This is a genomic window from Stutzerimonas stutzeri SDM-LAC, assembly GCF_000235745.1.
Lineage (GTDB): Bacteria > Pseudomonadota > Gammaproteobacteria > Pseudomonadales > Pseudomonadaceae > Stutzerimonas > Stutzerimonas stutzeri_H.
This window is the reverse complement of the sequence record NZ_AGSX01000030.1, coordinates 29,264-47,792: the sequence shown is the minus strand read 5'-3', so window position 1 is coordinate 47,792 and position 18,529 is coordinate 29,264. Positions and strand designations below refer to the sequence as shown.

13 protein-coding genes and 1 pseudogene are annotated in these 18,529 nt (G+C 60.7%); 8 read left to right on the top strand and 6 right to left on the bottom strand.

Annotated features, from left to right (window positions below; all coding sequences use genetic code 11):
• Positions 1 to 50 precede the first annotated feature (50 nt).
• The 5 genes from PSTU_RS0103390 to PSTU_RS0103370 all read left to right on the top strand — a co-directional run bounded on the left by PSTU_RS0103390 (position 51) and on the right by PSTU_RS0103370 (position 5,718).
• Positions 51 to 446, top strand: a complete 396-nt coding sequence (locus PSTU_RS0103390; protein ID WP_019339634.1) for a MerR family transcriptional regulator — start codon at positions 51 to 53, stop codon at positions 444 to 446.
• Between the two features lie 405 nt (positions 447 to 851).
• Positions 852 to 1,937, top strand: a complete 1,086-nt coding sequence (locus PSTU_RS0103385) for a TRAP transporter substrate-binding protein (RefSeq protein ID WP_019339633.1) — start codon at positions 852 to 854, stop codon at positions 1,935 to 1,937.
• A gap of 197 nt (positions 1,938 to 2,134) precedes the next feature.
• Positions 2,135 to 2,749: a TRAP transporter small permease subunit gene (locus PSTU_RS0103380; RefSeq protein WP_029404596.1), complete on the top strand. Its 615-nt coding sequence runs from the start codon at positions 2,135 to 2,137 to the stop codon at positions 2,747 to 2,749.
• A gap of 16 nt (positions 2,750 to 2,765) precedes the next feature.
• On the top strand, positions 2,766 to 4,133 hold the full coding sequence (locus PSTU_RS0103375; protein WP_019339631.1) for a TRAP transporter large permease: 1,368 nt from the start codon (positions 2,766 to 2,768) through the stop codon (positions 4,131 to 4,133).
• Positions 4,134 to 4,227: 94 nt separating this feature from the next.
• Positions 4,228 to 5,718, top strand: coding sequence for a sigma-54 interaction domain-containing protein (locus PSTU_RS0103370; protein ID WP_029404595.1), 1,491 nt, complete (start codon positions 4,228 to 4,230; stop codon positions 5,716 to 5,718).
• Between the two features lie 214 nt (positions 5,719 to 5,932).
• On the opposite strand, the gene PSTU_RS0103365 is transcribed toward PSTU_RS0103370, so the two are convergent.
• Positions 5,933 to 6,703, bottom strand: a complete 771-nt coding sequence (locus tag PSTU_RS0103365) for a 3-hydroxybutyrate dehydrogenase (RefSeq protein ID WP_019339629.1) — start codon at positions 6,701 to 6,703, stop codon at positions 5,933 to 5,935.
• Positions 6,704 to 7,396: 693 nt separating this feature from the next.
• Between PSTU_RS0103365 and PSTU_RS0103360 the strand changes: the two genes are divergently transcribed.
• Entirely contained in the window at positions 7,397 to 8,005 is a 609-nt protein-coding gene (locus PSTU_RS0103360; RefSeq protein WP_019339628.1) for a glutathione S-transferase N-terminal domain-containing protein, read from the top strand.
• Between the two features lie 152 nt (positions 8,006 to 8,157).
• Here PSTU_RS0103360 and PSTU_RS0103355 read toward each other — a convergent pair whose 3' ends face one another.
• A complete protein-coding gene (locus PSTU_RS0103355) occupies positions 8,158 to 9,075 on the bottom strand; it encodes a LysR family transcriptional regulator (RefSeq protein WP_019339627.1) in 918 nt (305 codons plus the stop codon).
• A gap of 137 nt (positions 9,076 to 9,212) precedes the next feature.
• On the opposite strand from PSTU_RS0103355, the gene PSTU_RS0103350 reads away from it, so the two are divergent.
• Positions 9,213 to 9,617, top strand: a complete 405-nt coding sequence (locus PSTU_RS0103350; protein WP_019339626.1) for a RidA family protein — start codon at positions 9,213 to 9,215, stop codon at positions 9,615 to 9,617.
• 63 nt (positions 9,618 to 9,680) lie between these two features.
• Here PSTU_RS0103350 and pgm read toward each other — a convergent pair whose 3' ends face one another.
• The 3 genes and pseudogenes from pgm to PSTU_RS0103335 form a co-directional block, all read right to left on the bottom strand.
• The gene (pgm, locus tag PSTU_RS0103345; protein WP_019339625.1) at positions 9,681 to 11,345 is read right to left on the bottom strand and encodes a phosphoglucomutase (alpha-D-glucose-1,6-bisphosphate-dependent); all 1,665 of its coding nucleotides are present in this window, start codon (positions 11,343 to 11,345) and stop codon (positions 9,681 to 9,683) included.
• A gap of 236 nt (positions 11,346 to 11,581) precedes the next feature.
• A pseudogene (locus PSTU_RS20395) lies at positions 11,582 to 12,174 on the bottom strand (LysE family translocator).
• Positions 12,175 to 12,275: 101 nt separating this feature from the next.
• Positions 12,276 to 13,115 carry an AraC family transcriptional regulator gene (locus tag PSTU_RS0103335; protein WP_019339622.1) on the bottom strand — a complete coding sequence of 280 codons (840 nt, stop codon included), beginning with the start codon at positions 13,113 to 13,115 and terminating at the stop codon, positions 12,276 to 12,278.
• Between the two features lie 212 nt (positions 13,116 to 13,327).
• Here PSTU_RS0103335 and PSTU_RS0103330 point away from each other — a divergent pair, with 212 nt between their 5' ends.
• Positions 13,328 to 15,934, top strand: a complete 2,607-nt coding sequence (locus PSTU_RS0103330; protein WP_019339621.1) for an EAL domain-containing protein — start codon at positions 13,328 to 13,330, stop codon at positions 15,932 to 15,934.
• Here the strand turns inward: PSTU_RS0103330 and PSTU_RS0103325 are convergent.
• Positions 15,912 to 18,497, bottom strand: coding sequence for an EAL domain-containing protein (locus PSTU_RS0103325; RefSeq protein WP_019339620.1), 2,586 nt, complete (start codon positions 18,495 to 18,497; stop codon positions 15,912 to 15,914). The two genes, PSTU_RS0103330 and PSTU_RS0103325, sit on opposite strands and share 23 nt — an antisense overlap.
• Positions 18,498 to 18,529: the final 32 nt, after the last annotated feature.

Below are 18,529 nucleotides of genomic sequence, written 5' to 3'. Positions count from 1 at the left end.
ACCCGGCTCGTCGCGAGCCGCGGGTGGACAGGCAGGACTGGATACCTTTCATGGCAAAGCAGACGTACAGCATTTCCGATCTGGCTAACGAGCTCGATATCACCACCCGCGCGATACGCTTCTACGAAGAACAAGGCATGCTCTCGCCGAAGCGGCGCGGTCAGGAGCGTATCTATACGCCCAAAGATCGTGTTGCCCTGAAGCTCATCCTGCGCGGCAAGCGCATCGGCTTTTCGCTCGCCGAGTGCAAAACCCTGATCGAGCTGTACGATCCCAAGGCCGGCAATCAGAAACAGCTGAACATCATGCTTGGCATGATTGCCGAACGTCGCCAGCAGCTCGCACAGCAGTTGCTCGATATTCAGCAGATGCAGCTGGAACTCGACACCGCCGAAGAACGCTGTTTCACGGCGCTGAAGGCGACGATGAACAAGGACGCGAGCTAACCAGCCAACGCATCCACCACCAGCCCTCTGTGGCAAACCACCGAACCGGCACCGGTTTGAAGAACGCATTGCAGCGCCAATAGCGTCGCGATTGCTGCTGGCTCATCGGTTGTCAGTCCAGATAAACAGACACTCGTCCAACAGACTGGACATCCTTTCGACAGCCTCCCATGAGTGTCCAGCCAGTTGGACACGCGCAGACCGAGCCAAACCCCGCGGAGCCTCTAGCGAGCGAGTTATCGGCCGATCCAGCAGTCAGGCACAGAACCTGCAAAGTGATATTCGCAAGACGCCAGAACACCTGGCGGGACGATAAAGCAGTGCTGCCTCGTCCCGCTTTCCGGCCTTACGGAACGCCGGCCTGCACCTCTGGTTACCAAAACAAAAAAAAGAAGGAAAGCTGCAATGTCGATAAGCAAAAAGCTGTCCCGTCTCGCCTGCGCCATCGGCGCTACCACTCTTCTCAGTGCCAGCCTGATCAGCGCTGACGCCATAGCCGCCGAGAAGATCCGCTGGCAAGTGCCGCTGGCCTTCCCCTCCCACTTGATCGGCCTGACCACACCCATCAAGCATCTGTCCGAGTCGCTCAAGGCCATTTCCGGCGGTGATATCCAGCTGCGCTACTACGAGCCCGGCGAACTGGTGCCACCCTTCGAGATCATGGATGCGGTCAGCAACGGCAAGTACCCGGCTGGCTATACCTGGATCGGCTACGATCAGGGCACCATCGCCTCGCTTCCCCTGTATTCCGGCGCGCCGTTCAACATGGAGCCCCCCGCCTATCTGGCCTGGTATTACGAGGGTGACGGCAAGAAGCTACTGGAAGAGATCTATGCCGAGCGCAACATCCACCCAATGCTCTGCAGCATCATCGGCCCGGAAGGTGCCGGCTGGTTTGCCAAACCAATCGAGAAGCTCGAAGACATCGATGGCCTGCGCATCCGCTTTGCCGGCATCGGCGGCAAGGTGCTGGAAAAACTCGGCGCCTCGGTCACCATGATCCCCGGCGGCGAGATCTATCAGGCGCTGGAGCGCAAGACCATCGACGCCACCGAGTTCTCACAGCCGGCGATCGACAAGATGTTGGGCCTGGATCAGATCATCAAGAACTACATCATGCCGGGCTGGCACCAGACGCTGACCACCTCACACCTGCTGGTCAACAAGGGCGTCTGGGACAAGTTGGAGCCGCAAAGCCGTGCCCTGATCGAGATGGGTTGCGAGTCGGCCACGCTCAAAGGTTTCGCCGAGAGCGAGTGGGCCCAGCCGACCGCCTTGCGCGAGTACGAAAAGCAGGGTGTGAAAGCCCAGGTGCTGCCTGAAGAAGTGCTGCGTGAACTGGAACGTGTGACCAACGAAGTGCTGGATGAAATCGCCGCCAAGGACGAAATGTTCAACCGCGTCCTGAGCAGTCAGCGCGACTTCATGAAGCATCACTCGATCTGGCACGGCAAAGGCTACTTGCCGCGCGATTACTACAAGTACGAGTGATCCACTCAGCAAAGCCTAGTACCCGTGTCATCTAGGTTTGGATCCTGCCGTGCTGAGGTCTCTGCGGTCGGTCGGCAACTGCCGAAGCGCAGTAACGAAGTCTTAGCACAGCAGGTGAAGAATCTTGCCGACCTGACAGGTCTCTAGCGCACGGTTCGCACCGTGCTTTCTCCTGGTTTCGGATCTCCGAGGTGACCGTGTCTGCTCATCCCGTTTCCCCTGATGACGCAGTGCCTGCCGCTCAATCGGATGCATTGCCTCACAACAAACTGTCCTGGCGGCTGGACAAGGCGCTGGTCGCCATAGGCGAAGCCAGCGCATGGATCTGGCTTTTGGTGCTGGCGGTGGTGTTGACCAACGTGTTCAGCCGCTTCGTTCTTGCCCGCGGCTCGATTGCGCTGGAAGAGTTGTCCTGGCACCTGTTCGGTGCCGCTTTGATGCTCGCGCTGGCCTATGCAGTGGTGCGTGACGACCATGTCCGCGTCGATGTGCTGCGTGAGAAATTCACGCTGCGCAGCCAGGCCATTATCGAGCTACTGGCGATTGTGTTCCTGGCGTTGCCAATCGTGCTGCTGATGGTCGACGCACTGGTGCCCTTCGCCTACCAGGCCTTCATCTATGACGAGCGCTCGCAGGCGCCTAGCGGCCTGCCGCACCGTTACATCTTCAAGAGCGTATTGCCCATCGGGCTGACGCTGGTGGCGCTGGCCTTGCTGTCACGGGCCACACGCTGCAGCACGCTGCTATTCAACTTTCCGCGGGCCTCTGTAGCCCCGACGCATGACCGCGACCGCGGCCATTCGCAGCCCTGATGGAGTAGCCGTAATCATGGGTCTGGAAGAAATTCTCGTCATCAGCATGTTCGCCACCTTTATGGGGCTGCTGCTGCTTGGCTTCCCGGTAGCCTGGTCACTGGCCGGCATCGGGCTGCTGTTCGCCGTGCTCGGCCATGTCATGGTCGAACACTTCGATGCCGATCTCTGGTTTACCTGGGACGGCACCATCGGCGTGCTCGATGCACGTATCTACGGCATCGTCGCTAACGAACTGATGGTCGCCCTGCCCCTGTTTATCTTCATGGGCCTCATGCTTGACCGCTCGGGCATTGCCGAACGGTTGATGCACAGCCTTGTTCGGGTGCTCGGTCCGTTACGCGGTGGTTACGCCGTCACCGTCGTGCTGGTCGGCATCCTGCTGGCCGCCTCCACCGGTATCGTCGGCGCCTCGGTGGCCCTGCTCGGTATGCTCTCGATCGGGCCGATGCTGCAGGCCAAATACAACAAGAGTCTAGCCGTCGGCACCGCCTGTTCGGTCGGCACACTGGGCATCCTGATCCCGCCCAGTATCATGCTGGTCTTGATGGCCGACCGACTCGGCACGTCCGAAGCCTCGGTGGGCAAGCTGTTCATGGGTGCGCTGATACCCGGAATGATGCTGGCACTGATGTACATCCTCTACATCGTTGTGGTGTCGTGGCTGAAGAAAGACTTTGCGCCTGCTCCGGCCAACCGCCAGAAGCTTGATGCAAAGGCGCTGATCGATGTGTTCTGGGCGGTGGTGCCACCCTTCGTCCTGATCCTGGCCGTACTGGGCTCGATCTTCTTCGGTATCGCTACGACGACGGAAGCTTCGGCGGTCGGTGCGTTTGGCGCTGTGCTGATGGCGGCCTTCAGCCGCAAGCTGAACATGGCGGTGCTGAAAGAAGCGCTCTACCAGACCAGCCGTACCTCGGCATTCATCTTTGGAATCTTCATCGGCGCCACGGTGTTCGCCGCGGTGCTGCGCGGCCTAGGCGGCGATGACGTGATCCGTGCGGCGCTCACCGGCTTGCCGTTCGGCCAGACTGGAGTATTGCTGACCGTACTGTTCATCACCTTCCTGCTCGGCTTCTTCCTCGACTGGGTCGAGATCACCCTGATCATCCTGCCGCTGGTTGCACCGGTGCTGTTTTCCATGGGCGTCGATCCACTGTGGTTCGCGATCCTCTTCGCGCTGTGCCTGCAGACCTCGTTTCTTACCCCGCCGGTGGGCTTTGCGCTGTTCTACATCAAGGGCGTCTGCCCTCCGGAAGTCACGACGCGGGACGTTTATCTCGGCGTCATGCCTTACATCCTGATTCAGTTGCTCGGCCTGGCCCTGGTGTTTCTCTTTGCCCCGTTGGCCACGTGGCTGCCCAACGAGGTGTATGCCCAGTAACTTCCTTCAGCCCTGTTGCGGCGTACCGGCTACCTTGCTCATGGCGGCCGGCGCCTTCCATAATCGGCCGAACCTCACCGGACAGCTCGAACCCATGGCAATCGCCCGCAACGACCTTGACCACAACGGCCTGACCATCGGCGTCTCACCCGAACGCTTCCGGGCGGTGGCCATGCCGCTGCTGTTCGACCATCTCAACGCTCAGTGCGAAGGCACCATCGCGGTCAATCGACAGGCGCGCATCGTCTGGATCAATGACAAGTACGCCGAAAAGATCGGCATCAGCGATCCACGCAGCGTACTGGGCAAGGAAATCGAAGAGGTGTTGCCCGCCAGCCGCTTGCGCGAGGTGATGGAAAGCGGCCAGCCGAGCATGCTCGACCTGATGGCCTTTGGTGGCGAACATTTCGTCGTCACCCGCATTCCGCTTCGCGACGAGGACGGCACCCTGGTTGGCGCACTGGGTTTCGTGCTGTTTGACCGGGCCCGGCACCTCAAGCCGCTGATGGCCAAGTTCACCACGCTGCAAACGCAGCTGGTAGCGACCCAGAACGAACTGGCCAAGGCCCGCCGGGCCCGTTACACCATCGCCGGCTTCATCGGCACCAGCCCAGCCGCCAGTGAAGTGAAGCGCCAGGCAAGGCGCGCCGCGCAGTTGGATGCCACGGTGCTGATTCGCGGCGAGACCGGCACCGGCAAGGAGTTGCTGGCCCAGGGCATCCATAATCTGTCACCGCGCGCCAATGGGCCTTTCGTTGCCGTCAACGTCGCGGCGATTCCAGAGACGCTGGTTGAAGCCGAGCTGTTTGGCACTGCGCCCGGCGCTTTTACCGGCGCTGATCGCAAAGCGCGCATCGGCAAGTTTGAGGTCGCCAATGGCGGCACGCTTTTTCTCGATGAAATCGGCGACTTGCCGTTGGCCCTGCAGGCCAAGTTGTTGCGCGTGCTGCAGGAGCAGGAAATCGAGCCGCTGGGCTCCAATCAGGTCAAGCCGCTTAACGTACGGGTGATCGCTGCCACGCATATCGATCTGGAAGCCAAGGTCGCGGCTGGCGAGTTTCGTGATGATCTTTACTATCGACTCAACGTGCTGGCGTTACAGGTGCCGCCATTGCGCGAGCGCGCTACTGACATACCGGCCGTGATCGAACATCTGCTCGATGACATCGCCAACCGCTCCGGACAAGCTCCGATGGAACTTGCACCAAGCGCCATTGCATTGCTCTGCAAGCAGCCCTGGCGCGGCAATGTACGCGAGTTGGGCAACCTGCTGGAACGCGCGCAGCTGAGTGCGGATGGAACATCGCTGGACGCGCGCCATTTCCTGCCGCTGTTGGACGCGAAAACTGCCGCCGCGCCGCAAACGGTCGTCACGCCCAGCGAGCCGATGCTTGCTGAGCCGACACCAGAATCCGGCGCCCCACTGCAACCCCTCGCCGAAAGCATCGCCCAGGCCGAACGCCGCGCCTTGCAGACGGCCCTGCTCGCCTGCAAAGGCAACCGCCGCCGCGCAGCAACGGAGCTGGGCATTTCCCGCGCCAGTTTGTATTCGAAGCTGCAGTTACATGGGCTGAGCGAGCGCTAGCACGCAAAAGCTTTCGAAGAAGGCATAGTTGCTTACAAATCAAGTGTGAGCGTTCGAGTCTCTCCGTCAGCAGAATGCTTAACAGGACAGATCCGACGCCACAGCCCGCAGGGTCGGCTTTAGCCCACCGGCCGCTGTTGATCGTCCGGCAAACACCCGGACCGATGCCTTCAATCATCATTGCCTTGGTGGGCCGAAGCCCACCCTGCTGTCTTTATTGAGCCAGCCAACCGCCGTCGACATTCCAGGCGACACCACGGACCTGGCGGGCCGCATCGCTGCACAGGAAGACGGCCAACTCACCCAGCTGTTCCGGCGTGACAAAGTCCAGCGATGGTTGTTTTTCCATCAGCAACTCACGGGTCGCCCGGCTCGGGTCACCATGGGCCTGAGCTTTGTTATCGATCTGCTGTTGCACCAGCGGTGTCAGCACCCAGCCGGGACAGAGCGCGTTGCAGGTAACGCCTGTGGTGGCCGTTTCCAACGCGACGGTCTTGGTCAGGCCGACAAGGCCGTGCTTGGCCGCCACGTACGCCGCCTTTTGCGCCGAGGCCACTAATCCATGAACCGAAGCGACATTGATGATCCGCCCCCAGTTGCGTTCCCGCATGCCCGGCAAAGCCAGGCGCATGGTGTGAAACGCCGAAGACAAGTTGATGGCGATGATGCTGTCCCAACGTTCGACCGGAAACGACTCGATGGGCGCGACATGCTGGATGCCTGCATTGTTGACCAGTACATCCACCGAACCGAGGTCGCGCTCCGTCCGGCTGACCAGATCGGTAATCTGAACCGCATCGGACACATCTGCAGCATGGTGCAGCACGCGTGTGCCATATGCCGAGACTTGCGCGATGGCGGCATCCACATCGCCAAAGCCATTGAGCATCACGTTCGCTCCCGCCTCGGCCAGCTTGCAAGCGATACCCAGGCCAATACCGCTGGTCGAGCCGGTGATTAGCGCGGTCTTGCCTTTCAGCATCATGACGGCCTCCGGTGGCTACGAAGCGCTACCAAGCCTGCGGTAGGGACCGCACCTGGCTGTTCTTCAGCATAGCGGCAGGTAAGACGGTTGACGGTCACTGAGGCGGCGAAAAGTGAAGGACGATGATTCGCGCTGGACCGATTGAACGGTTCGGGTAAGACAGTCATGCGGTTTTCCTTGTTGTTCTGATCACGCCCGGTTTAGGCAACCCCGTCTCGATGGACATGGAGCTAGCAAGCGAGACAGTTGACTCAGCGAAAGCCGTGCCAGACTCCAGCGAAACCCCGAACGCACAGCAAAACCGTCTCTCCACCACATCAGACCGCGCCCGCTGCAGTGAACCGCCCAACCTCGCATGTCTAGCTGACTGGACATGCCTGCCTGGCCACACATTCCAACGCATGGTTTGTCCCGCAGGCTGGACAGCACGCATTAGCATCGACAATCAGTGGCGGCCGCTTGCTCCGTTATCGAATGCCTCCTCCTCAAAGGGTAGCTCTAGACCGCACGCGCGCAGAGCAGCAAGTAATTTTGCGGGGGGAGGATCGTGTCGATCCGCATCAGAACCGGTCAGCGTTGCGCAAGCCAGGTAAACCAAGCGGCCCTATGCGGGTTTTTGTCTATGCTCAATGCCACCGCCGAGGTCGGTTCGCTGCCACCTCTCCCTCCGCCTCCCTACCCATCGAGCACACCATGCAACTGATCTACGCACCTACCTCGCCCTTTTCCCGCAAAGTCCGTGTGCTAGCCAGCGAAACCGGGCTGCTGCCTCGCCTGCAACTGATCGAAACCGCAGTGCTTCCAATCACCCTCAATGAGCGCGTAAATACACTCAACCCGTTGGGCAAAATCCCAGTGCTGATGCTCGATGGTGGCGAGGTGCTGTACGACAGTAGAGTGATCTGTGAATACCTAGACGGCCTGCACGATCGGCCGAAGCTGTTCCCTGTTGAGCCAACCGGGCGCTGGAAAACGCTGCGTCTCGCAGCGCTGGCCGATGGGGTGATGGAAGCGGCGGTGATCACCCGTTACGAGCGCGCTGCACGGCCGGTGGAGCGGCAGTGCAATGACTGGATCGATGGACAGATCGGCAAGGTTCGCCGTGGCCTCAGAGCGATGAACGACGACAGCGAAGCGCTACGAGGCCCGCTGGACATCGCTCAAATTGGGATTGCCTGCGCCCTGGGTTATCTGGATTTTCGCTTCCCCGAGCTGAACTGGCGAAACGAGTTTCCTGCCCTGGTGACCTTTCAGGACGCACTCCTACAACGCGAGTCAATGCAGCTCAGCGAGCCTGTTTAAACGGCTCTCGAGGCCGATGATGCCGGGGCCGCGTACCCACACCATCGTAGTGGGAGCGGTCTCGACTGCAGCCTTGGCCGCACACTTTCGCGGCCAAGGTCGCTCCCACGAAAGCCCAACCCCAGCGGCGCGCCAATCCTCAGATGACGGTGTCACCGCTTCGCGACCCGTGCTCGCTGAGCCATCAACTCGACGATCCAGTCGATGAATACCCGCAGCTTGGCGCTTACATGCCGGTTTGGTGGGAAGGCAACATACATGGGCATCGGTTCGAGCCGCCAATCCTCAAACAACGGCACCAGTTCGCCACTCTCCAGGTGAGCGTCGGACATGTAGTCCGGCAGCCATAGCACCCCCAAGCCCGCCAGGCCGGCTGCCAAATAAGCATTGCCGTCATCCACCGAAAGTACGTAACGACCCATGACGCTGACGCGTTCGCCGTGGCGATGCATTGCGTAGGGAAAAACCTTCCCGGTGCGCGCCCACAAAAAGCCCACGATGCGGTGATGCGTGTCCTCCAGCTCACGTGGATGGGACGGCGTTCCTGCTCGCTCGAGGTAGCTGGGTGCGGCATAGACCCCCAGCTGGAGGTCGCCAATGTGCCGCGCCATGAGAGACAGATCGGTCAGCTCGCCGCCACGCACCACGCAATCGATGTTCTCGTCGATCAGATCCACCATCCGGTCGCTGACACCCAGGTCCAGCTGAATTTCCGGATACCTCGCATGAAAGGTGGGAAGCGCCGGTATCAGAATGGACCGCGCAAACGGGCTGGGCACGTCCACCCTGAGGCGTCCACGCGGCGATGTCGACGCGTTGGACAGACTGGTTTCGGCATCGTCCAGATCCGCCAATAACCGCACCACCCGCTCGTAATACGCGGCGCCATCCGCCGTAACATTGACCTTGCGTGTCGTTCGGTTGAGCAACTTCACACGCAATCGCGCTTCGAGCTGTTGCACCAGCTGCGTCACGCTGGTTTTGCTCAGGTGCATGGTGTTGGCGGCTTTGGTGAAGCTGCCGGTTTCGACCACTCGGGCAAAGGCCTGCATTGCGACAAAGCGGTCCATGTCGGCTCCGGGTGCTGGGATTGTTTGGAATTTGAGAACAGTGCTGATCAGCCTTGCGAGTTTATCCCTCCAACGGGCAGCCCTACAGTCTCTTCGTCAATTACCTACTCGATAACGACTGACGCAAGAGGCGCCTTATGAACACACGTGACGTGGTTTTCCCTGCTGGGCGACGAGCACTTTATGAACGGAACCGCTACTCGCCGGCCGTTCGAGCCAATGGGATGCTGTTCGTATCCGGACAGGTCGGCAGCCGCGCAGACGGATCGCCGGAGCCTGAGCTCGAAGCTCAGGTGAGGCTCGCCTTCGAGAATCTGAACGCGGTGCTCAAGGCTGCGGAATGTACCTTCGATGACGTAATCGACGTGACCGTTTTCATGGTCGATCCGCAGAGCAACTTCGAGCGAGTCTGGAGCGTCGTGCAGGAATACTGGGGCAGCGCACCGCACCCTACTGTGACGGCTGTTGGCGTGACCTGGCTGTATGGGTTCCAGTTCGAGATCAAAGTGATCGCAAAACTGCGCGGACCATCGGCCAACTGACCCCGCCGTTGCGCACCCAAAGCCGCCCCGATATCCCGTGGCGGCTTGTCCCTGTGCCGCGCGTCAGCTATTCAACACGCCATCGACCAGCGCCTTGGCCTCTTCCTGGATGCGCGTGAGGTGCGCCTCGCCCTCGAAGCTTTCCGCGTAGATCTTGTAGACGTCTTCGGTACCGGACGGGCGCGCGGCGAACCAACCATTGTCGGTCACGACCTTCAGCCCGCCGATTGCAGCACCGTTGCCTGGCGCCTCGGTAAGAATCTGGGTGATGGGCTGACCCGCCAGTTCGCCAGCCGTGACCTGGGACGCCGAGAGCTTGCCGAGCTTGGCTTTCTGCTCACGGTTGGCCGGGGCATCGATACGCTGATAGACCGGCGCGCCGAAACGCTCGGTCAGCGCCTGGTAGCGCTCGCCCGGGTCCTTGCCGGTCACGGCGGTAATTTCCGCGGCCAGCAGGCCCAGAATCAGGCCATCCTTGTCGGTCGACCAGGCACCGCCGTGCTTGCGCAGGAAAGAAGCTCCCGCAGACTCTTCACCGCCGAAGCCGAGGCTGCCGTCCATCAGTCCATCGACGAACCATTTGAAGCCCACCGGCACCTCCACGACCTTGCGATCAATGCCCTTGGCGACGCGATCGATCATAGAGGACGACACCAGCGTCTTGCCGATGCCTGCATGCGCGCTCCACTCAGGCCGGTGGGTGAACAGGTATTCGATGGCCACGGCCAGGTAGTGATTGGGGTTCAGCAGACCCACCGAGCGCGCGACGATGCCATGTCGGTCGTGGTCGGTGTCACAGGCAAAGGAGACGTCGAAGCGGTCCTTGTTCTCGATCAGGCCCGCCATGGCGTGCGGCGAACTGCAATCCATACGGATCTTGCCGTCCCAGTCCAGACGCATGAAGCGGAAGGTTGGATCGACGCGGGTGGAAAGCACGTCAAGCGGCAGGCCGTAGCGCTCGGCGATGCGCGTCCAGTAATGCACGCCAGCGCCGCCCAGCGGGTCGACGCCGAACTTCAGGCCGGAGTTGCGGATCGCCTGGAGATCGATCACCTGCTCCAGGCCGCCAACATAGCTGTCGATGAAATCGAAGCGCTGGGTAGTCGAAGCCTTGAGCGCCTGAGTGTAATCCATTCGCTGGACGCCCTTGAGCCCGGCATTCAGCAGCGCATTGGCGCGCTCCTGAATCCACTTGGTCACACCCGTATCAGCCGGGCCGCCATTGGTGGGGTTGTACTTGAACCCGCCATCGGCGGGTGGATTGTGCGACGGCGTAATGACGATGCCGTCCGCCAGGCCGCTGTTGCGGCCTGCGTTGTATTCGAGGATGGCGTTGGAGATCGCAGGCGTCGGCGTATAGCCCGGCTCGCCATTGGTTTCGCTGCAGCCAGCGTCAATCCGTGTCTCGATGCCATTGGCCGCGAGCACTTCCAGAGCTGAAACGAATGCCGGCTCGGACAACGCATGGGTGTCCATGCCAACGAAGATTGGCCCGTCGATGCCCTGCTCGCGACGGTAGTCGCAGATCGCCTGGGTAGTCGCCAGGATGTGCCACTCGTTGAAGCTGTTTTTCAGTGACGAGCCACGGTGGCCGGAGGTGCCGAACGCCACTTGCTGCGCCGGATCGGATGGATCAGGGCGCTCGCTGTAATACCGCGAAATCAGACGCGGAATGTTGGTCAGGGTGTGTTCATCAGGGAGGCGTCCTGCGTTGAGGTCGAGGCTCATCAGTCGTTCCTTTGGAGGGTCAGGAGGGCTATTCAGGCAGAACCTTGGGTTCCGCCGAGGCTGTCGAAAGCGAAATCAGGCGGCGATCGGCATTTATCTACGCGCTTCGACCATGCACCCTCGGGCTTTGGTTCCCCACGAAAGCGCATCCGCAGCAATCGCGCATGATAGAGCCCGCCGATGCTTCCGCGAAGAGGCAGCGATGATGCCGCATTGATACTTGCAACCAACCGAGATCAGATCAGCAAGCTGGTCCAGGCAGAGGCCAGCAACAGCAGAGCCATGCACTGGTTGAAACGCTTGAGCGATTGCGCGGACTTCAGCAGCCATGCCGCACCCTGCCCCAATGCCGCCCACGCACACAGACAGGGAACTGCAACGAGAAAGAACAGCAATGCGTAGATTCCGTAATGCGACCAACTGGCATCGGCGCCCGCAAACACGCTGACCACCGCAAGCGCCATCATCCAGGTTTTCGGATTGACCAACTGCAGCCCGGCACCGCCCCATGCGCCGACCCGATCCTGCTGGTCATGCGTATCAATTTCAGCCGCCGCACTGCGAAACAGCTGCCAGGCGAGCAGGCTGATCCAGCCCACGCCCAGCCACGCCATGGCCTGTTGCAACCGGGGTAACTCCAGCACCAGTTCGCCAAGCCCAGGCCAACCAGAAACACAATGGTTGCCGCCGCAACGCACGCGCCGAATACGATCAATAGCGCTGCTCGCCAGCCATACCGTGTGCTGCTACTGAGCACGAGGATGTTGGTTGGCCCAGGCGTGATCGATGCGACGAAGGCAAACAGGATATACGGCAGGAACTGGCTCATCGGCAAAGCTCCCGGCATGGGCGCCCTGCTTCGCAGTAAACAAACATGATCATGGCGGATACTCCAATCAGGAATTTCCACCCATGTTCAGGCCAGCCGTTTCAGTAATCTGGAAGGTTCGTGCAGCGTTTGCGGTAGGCGGCCGGGCTGAGGCCATAGGCACGACGAAACCAGCGTCCAAGATGGCTCTGATCGGCAAAGCCCAACTCCACCGCGACGCTTGCCGGCATCAACCCCTGGCGCAGCAGTTTGCGCGCCAGGCTCAGCCGTAGCTGAACCAGATACGCATGCGGCGCGAGGCCGAACGAGGCTTTGAATGCGCGCGAAAGCCTGAAGCGATCGGCGCCAGCCGCACGCGCCAGCTCATCAAGCCCGATGTCCTGGTCCAGATTCGCATGCAGATAATCCCTGGCCCTGATCGCAACAGCCGGCAACCGCGGATTGGTTTCCAGGCGCTGACGCCAACGCATTCGACCAGACAGCTTTTCCAAAAGCCCATCGAGCGCCGCGTGACGGACGATGCGCAACTCCTCGCCATGCAGTGCGCGGAACGCATAAGCGATGTGACTCACCAGATCGGGCTCATCGGCCAGCGTCTCGGCAAAACTCGGCAGACAGCTTTCGGGTACGTTATCGAACAGCTCGTGCAGCTGGGCTTCGAGCCAATGCGGCTGCAGGTAGAGCATGGAATAGGTAAAGCCGCCCGGTGTCGGCGCATGGCCGTCATGGATTTCACCGGGTTCGAGCAGGAAAGCCTGCCCTGCCACGCTGCTGTGCAACGTCTTGCGGCAGTTGAATTGCTGCACGCCCTGTTCGGTAAACCCGACGAGGTAACTGTCATGCCAATGCGGGTCGTAGGCGTGCCCCTCGAAGTGCGCACGAATGATCTCGATGCCGGTTTCTGCATCCAGCTTCAGGTCGACCCAACTGCCATCATTCATGTCGCCCTCCGCTTTTGCTCAATTGCCTATCCGACCAGCATTATCGATTCACCGGTGCCCAGACGGGCTAGAACGTTTGTGCAGCGACCACTAACAGTACCGCACGCCGCCTGTCGGATCCCGCCAAGCAAAACAGTATCAATGCCAGCTTCAGCCGATACACAGCGTGCAAGCAATCACTTAGTGCAATCTGTCGAGCCTGGCCTTATCCGATGACCTCTACCCTCGCATCCAGCATCCCCGACAAAGCGGCTGGCTACACCGCCATGGCCCGTAGGGCGTCACTGGGCTTCATCTGTGTCGTCGCTGCACTGTTCATCACGGTCGCCCTGGCGCTGGTCTATCTGTGCATCGCGCTGGACGAACAACATGTGCGGCACAGCGAAACAGACGCAGCCAAGGCAATGGATAGTCGGCGAGACAAGATTGGCACGGCGCTGGCCGACTACGCTTTCTGGAACGATGCCTACAAGCACATGAATGGCAAGGTCGATGCTGCCTGGGCCTTCGACGGCGACAACATCGGTCCTTCACTGTTTGCGACGTATGGCCTTGATGGGGTGTTCGTTCTGGGTCCAGACGCGTCGACCCGCTACGCCATCATCGATGGCGAGTTGAGCAACATGGACGCCAGCGACTGGATAGACGGTGACCTGCCTGCCCTTCTGGCCAGTGCACGCAGCAAGTCTGCAGAAGACGCCGTCACGCAGGTCTATTTCTCCGTCATGGGTCTGCCCGCTGTGGTGTCGGCGGCGGTGATACGTCCGGACAACTCCTACGATGACTTCGAAAACCTGTCCTATCTGGTCTACATCGATGTGCTGACCGCGCCGAAGCTGAAGGTGCTGGAAGAAGCATTCGATCTGATCGGGCTCACCGCTACCGTCAGCTCCGTTGCCGACGGCCCGAGGCCAAAGCTGACAATCCAGGAGGAGATCGGTGTTGCCATCAGCTTGCAATGGCAGAGCGAGGCGCATGGCCGGTCGTTGCTGAAGACAATCCTGCCGATGCTGGCCCTGCTCGGCGCACTCGTCGCTGCACTGGTGTTTTGGTTGCGCAGGCGCGTCATTCACGCAGCAGACATGATCGATGCAGCTCAGCAGGCGCTGCGGGTGAGCGAGCAGCGCTTCAAGAACATTTCGGAGGCCTCGTCGGACTGGATCTGGGAAACCGATTCAGAGCAAAGGCTGACCTACCTGTCCGAGCGCTTTACCCAGATAACGGGCTTGCCTTGCAACGCCTGGATCGGGCGTCCGCTCACCGACCTGCTGACCTATGACAAACGGCTGATGGCTGCCATCGCCAGCGGCGACAACGTTGCCGGGCGTAAACCGATTCCCTGCGAAATGCGCGACGACCACGCGCGCCTGCGTTATTGCCAGCTTTCAGCCCGTGCTGTGGGAATTGCTGACCATTTACAGGGCTATCAGGGCACCGTCTGCGATATCACCGAGGAGATCGAGGCCAAGGCCCGCATCGAGCACATCAGCCAGCACGATGCGCTGACCGGGCTGGCTAATCGTCACCGCTTGAACCATTTCCTCAATAGACGCCTCAGCGAAGGCCTGAGCGGTGACAATCCGGTGTTTCTCCTGGCGCTGGACCTGGATCGCTTCAAGCCCATTAACGATACCTTTGGTCACGCTGCGGGCGATGTAGTGCTACGCGAGGTGGCCAATGCGCTCACCGGTGGCACACGAGAGACGGATCTCGTAGCAAGGCTTGGCGGCGACGAATTCATCGTTGTGGCAACGGACTGTCGAACCCACGAACAGGCGGAACGGCTGTGCCAACGCCTGATCGAACAGATCAACCAACCCATTCGAATCGGTGCAAATGAGGTCAACGTGGGTGCCAGCATCGGTATCGTCTCGGCGCCCTATGACGGGCTGACTGCAGAGGACCTGCTGCGCTACGCAGACATTGCGCTCTACGAGGCCAAATCCAGCGGGCGTAACCTGTTCCGGTTCTATGAGCCGTCGATGAACGAGCGAATCATGGAGCGCAGGCAACTCGAAATGGACATGCGTCAGGCCCTGCGTCGGCATGAGTTTCGTCTCGATTTCCAGCCACGCTACGATGCCTCTTCGCAAACCATCGTCGGCGCCGAGGCGCTGGTGCGTTGGCAGCATCCGCTCCGTGACTTGCTCAGCCCCGCCAGTTTCATACCACTGGCAGAGGAAACCGGTCTGATCGTGGAGCTCAGCGACTGGGTAGTGCGCGAGGCCTGTCTGAACGCGCTGAGCTGGGGCAATGAGCTGATGGTGTCGGTGAACCTGTCACCGATCGAGTTCCAGCGCAGCGATCTGGTCGACCGTATCGCCAAGGTGCTTCAGGACACCGGCATCGCGCCGCAACGCCTGGAACTGGAGATTACCGAAAGCGTCATGCTCGAAGATGCCGCTGCGGCTCTGACGACCATGAACGCGCTCAAGGCGCTAGGGGTCCGCCTCTCCATGGATGACTTCGGCACGGGTTACTCTTCGCTGAGCTACCTTCGCAGCTATCCGTTCGACGGAATCAAGATCGACCGCAGCTTCGTCTCGGAGCTCGATCAGTCAGAAAGTAGTGAAGCTATCGTGAATGCCATCGTCAGCATGGGCCACGCCCTCTCGCTGACCGTGACCGCCGAAGGCATCGAGACCGCCGCCCAGCTTGGGAAGCTGACCGAGCTCGCTTGTGATCAGGCTCAGGGTTTCTACCTCGGCCGGCCCATGTCACCACTGCGGTTCCAGCAGCTCCTGGCGGATGCGCCGGAGGAGCCTGTCCTCGTGACCAGTTCAAACGGCGAGAAGCTCAACTCGCGCGGCGGTCGATGATGAAGTCACCCAGCCTGTCCAACGGCATAGGCTTAGCGAACAGATAGCCCTGCGCTTCATCGCACGTTGACCGCATCAACTGCCTCAGCATGTCGGCATCCTCCACGCCTTCGGCCACGACGCGCATGCCAAGCGAGTGGCACATTTCGGTCACCGCCTTGATGAAATCAAGACAGTTATCGCTTTTGGCGGTCGGGCAAAGGAAGGTCCGATCAAGCTTCACCACGTCGATCGGATATTGGCGCAAGTAGGCGATGCCGGCGTACCCCGTGCCGAAGTCATCAATTGCAAGCCTCACGCCGATGGCGCCGAGGCTTCTCAAGAGCTGATGCGAAGTGTCGGTGTCTTCGATCAGGCCGGACTCGGTCAGCTCCAGTTCGAGACGGTGCGTATCCAACCCGGCCGCCTGCAGTGCCCGGCTGACTTCGCTGCACAGCATTGGGGACTTCAGCTGCACCGGTGACACGTTCACCGACAGTGTCAGTTCGGTGCCGATGCGTGCGGTCAATCGCTGGATGTCCTGGCACGCCTGGTGCAGCACCCAGTTACCGATCTTGCAGATCAGCCCGGTGGCTTCGGCGATGGGTATGAATTCCGCTGGTGACACCAGCCCCTTGGTTGGGTGGTTCCAGCGAATCAGCGCCTCCACACCGCACGGGATGTCATCGTCCAGACAGATGCGCGGCTGGTAATGCAGCACAAATTCATCACGTTCCAGTGCTTCGCGCAGATCGAGTTCGAGGGCCATGCGGTTCTTGCTCTCGATGCTCATCTCAGCCGAGAAGAACTGCATTCCGGTGCCGCCCGCGTACTTGGCGCGGTACATGGCGATATCGGCATGCTGCAGCAGCTCATCAATGCTGGTATCGGGGTCCGGATACAGACACATGCCCATCGACGCCGAAGGGTAATAGCGTGTGCCGAGCACATCGCAGGGCACCTGGATCGCCCGCAGCAGATCGCTAGCCAGCCGCTCGGCCGAGCGCACCCCATCAGGCAGATGGGCCACCACGACAAACTCGTCTCCGCCCAGGCGTGCCACCAGATCACCGGATGGCAGCGCCTCGCGCAGGCGATGAGCGATCTGCACCAGGAGCACGTCACCATAGCCATGGCCCATCGAATCGTTCACTTCCTTGAAGCGATCGAGGTCGATGAGCATGATCATCAACTGCTGGTTTTCCGGAATGAAATTGACCAGTTCGCGCAGGTGCTCGTTGAGATAGGTTCGGTTCGGCAGCCCCGTCAACGAGTCATGCGTGGCCATATGGTGCAGTCGGTGCTCGACCTGCTTGCGGTCGGTAATATCGGTCAACCCGCCGGACCACTCTTGCATGTTGCCGTCGTCATCGAAGATGGGCACCGCGTGACCTGACATATGCCGGTACTGGCCGTCAGCCTGACGGACGCGGTACTCGGCGCGCCTGTTTACAAAGACCGAACGCATTTCCTCGACGAGAGTTTCCAGTTCAGGGCGATCTTCGGGATGCACAGCTTCGAGCCAGCCCTTGCCGCGCGATTGCTCGAACGTCTGGCCGGTGAACTCGATCCAGTCCGGCTGCGGCTCGACGATATCCACCTGCGGGCTGGTCGACCAGACGAGGCTGTTGGTGGCCTTTACCAGCCCCTTGAAGCGACGCTCGTCGGCCACCATTTTCTGCTCGACCTTGACCCGTGCCCGGTTGGCACGATCGCGCTGCACCACCAGCGCCGCCGTATTGGCGAGCAGCGTGATGCCTTCCTGTTCCAGAGATGACGGCGCTGCGCACACGCTGCTGTAACAGGCAATGGTGCCCATCACTTCACCGCTGTCCGAAAGAATTGGCGTGGACCAGCAGGCGCGCAAGCCATGCTCGAGCGCCTTGTCTCGGTGCCCGGCCCAGGTCGGATCGCGACCGATATCCACGGCAACGCTTGGCTTGCGCGTCCGTACCGCCACGCTGCAGCTCGTTTCATCGGCGCGAACAATCATCTCATCGAGCGCCGCGACGAAATCTGGCGGGAGACTGGAGGCTTCGACGAATCGCAGCTTGCCATCCTCATCCAGGCGCATGATCGCTGCGCTAATAGTCCCAGCCGACTGCTTTTGGGCCGAGCGGGTCAGTTCGACCAGTACCTTCGTCAAGGGCGCGCCGGCCACCGCCAGCTCGAGTGCGCGCATCTGCCCTTCGGCAATCGCCTCGGAACGACGGCAGTCGGTCACGTCCTGACTGATGAAGTGCAGCGCTCGCAGCTCAGGGTGGGCGGTGGAACGACCGGTCACGCTGACCATCTGCACACCGCTCTCGCCTACCAGCACGCGGCATTCGAAGCGCACCTCGTCGCCGGTCGAGAGCGCGATAGCAACGTGCTCGGCGACCGAATCGCGGTCGTCCGGGTGGACATGCTCCAGAAATTCGGTGAGCGAGATACTGCCCAATGCACAGGCATCGAGCGCATGGGTGACGGCCTCGACGGTTGCCTGGGCATCGCTCAGCGAATCGTCCAGTTCGACGTACCACTCCAGCAATCCAGCCGATTGCAGCGTGAAAGCAAGTCGGGAATGCAGATCTGGTTGGGCCATGCAGATATCCACACGTGGTATGGCGGGTTCAG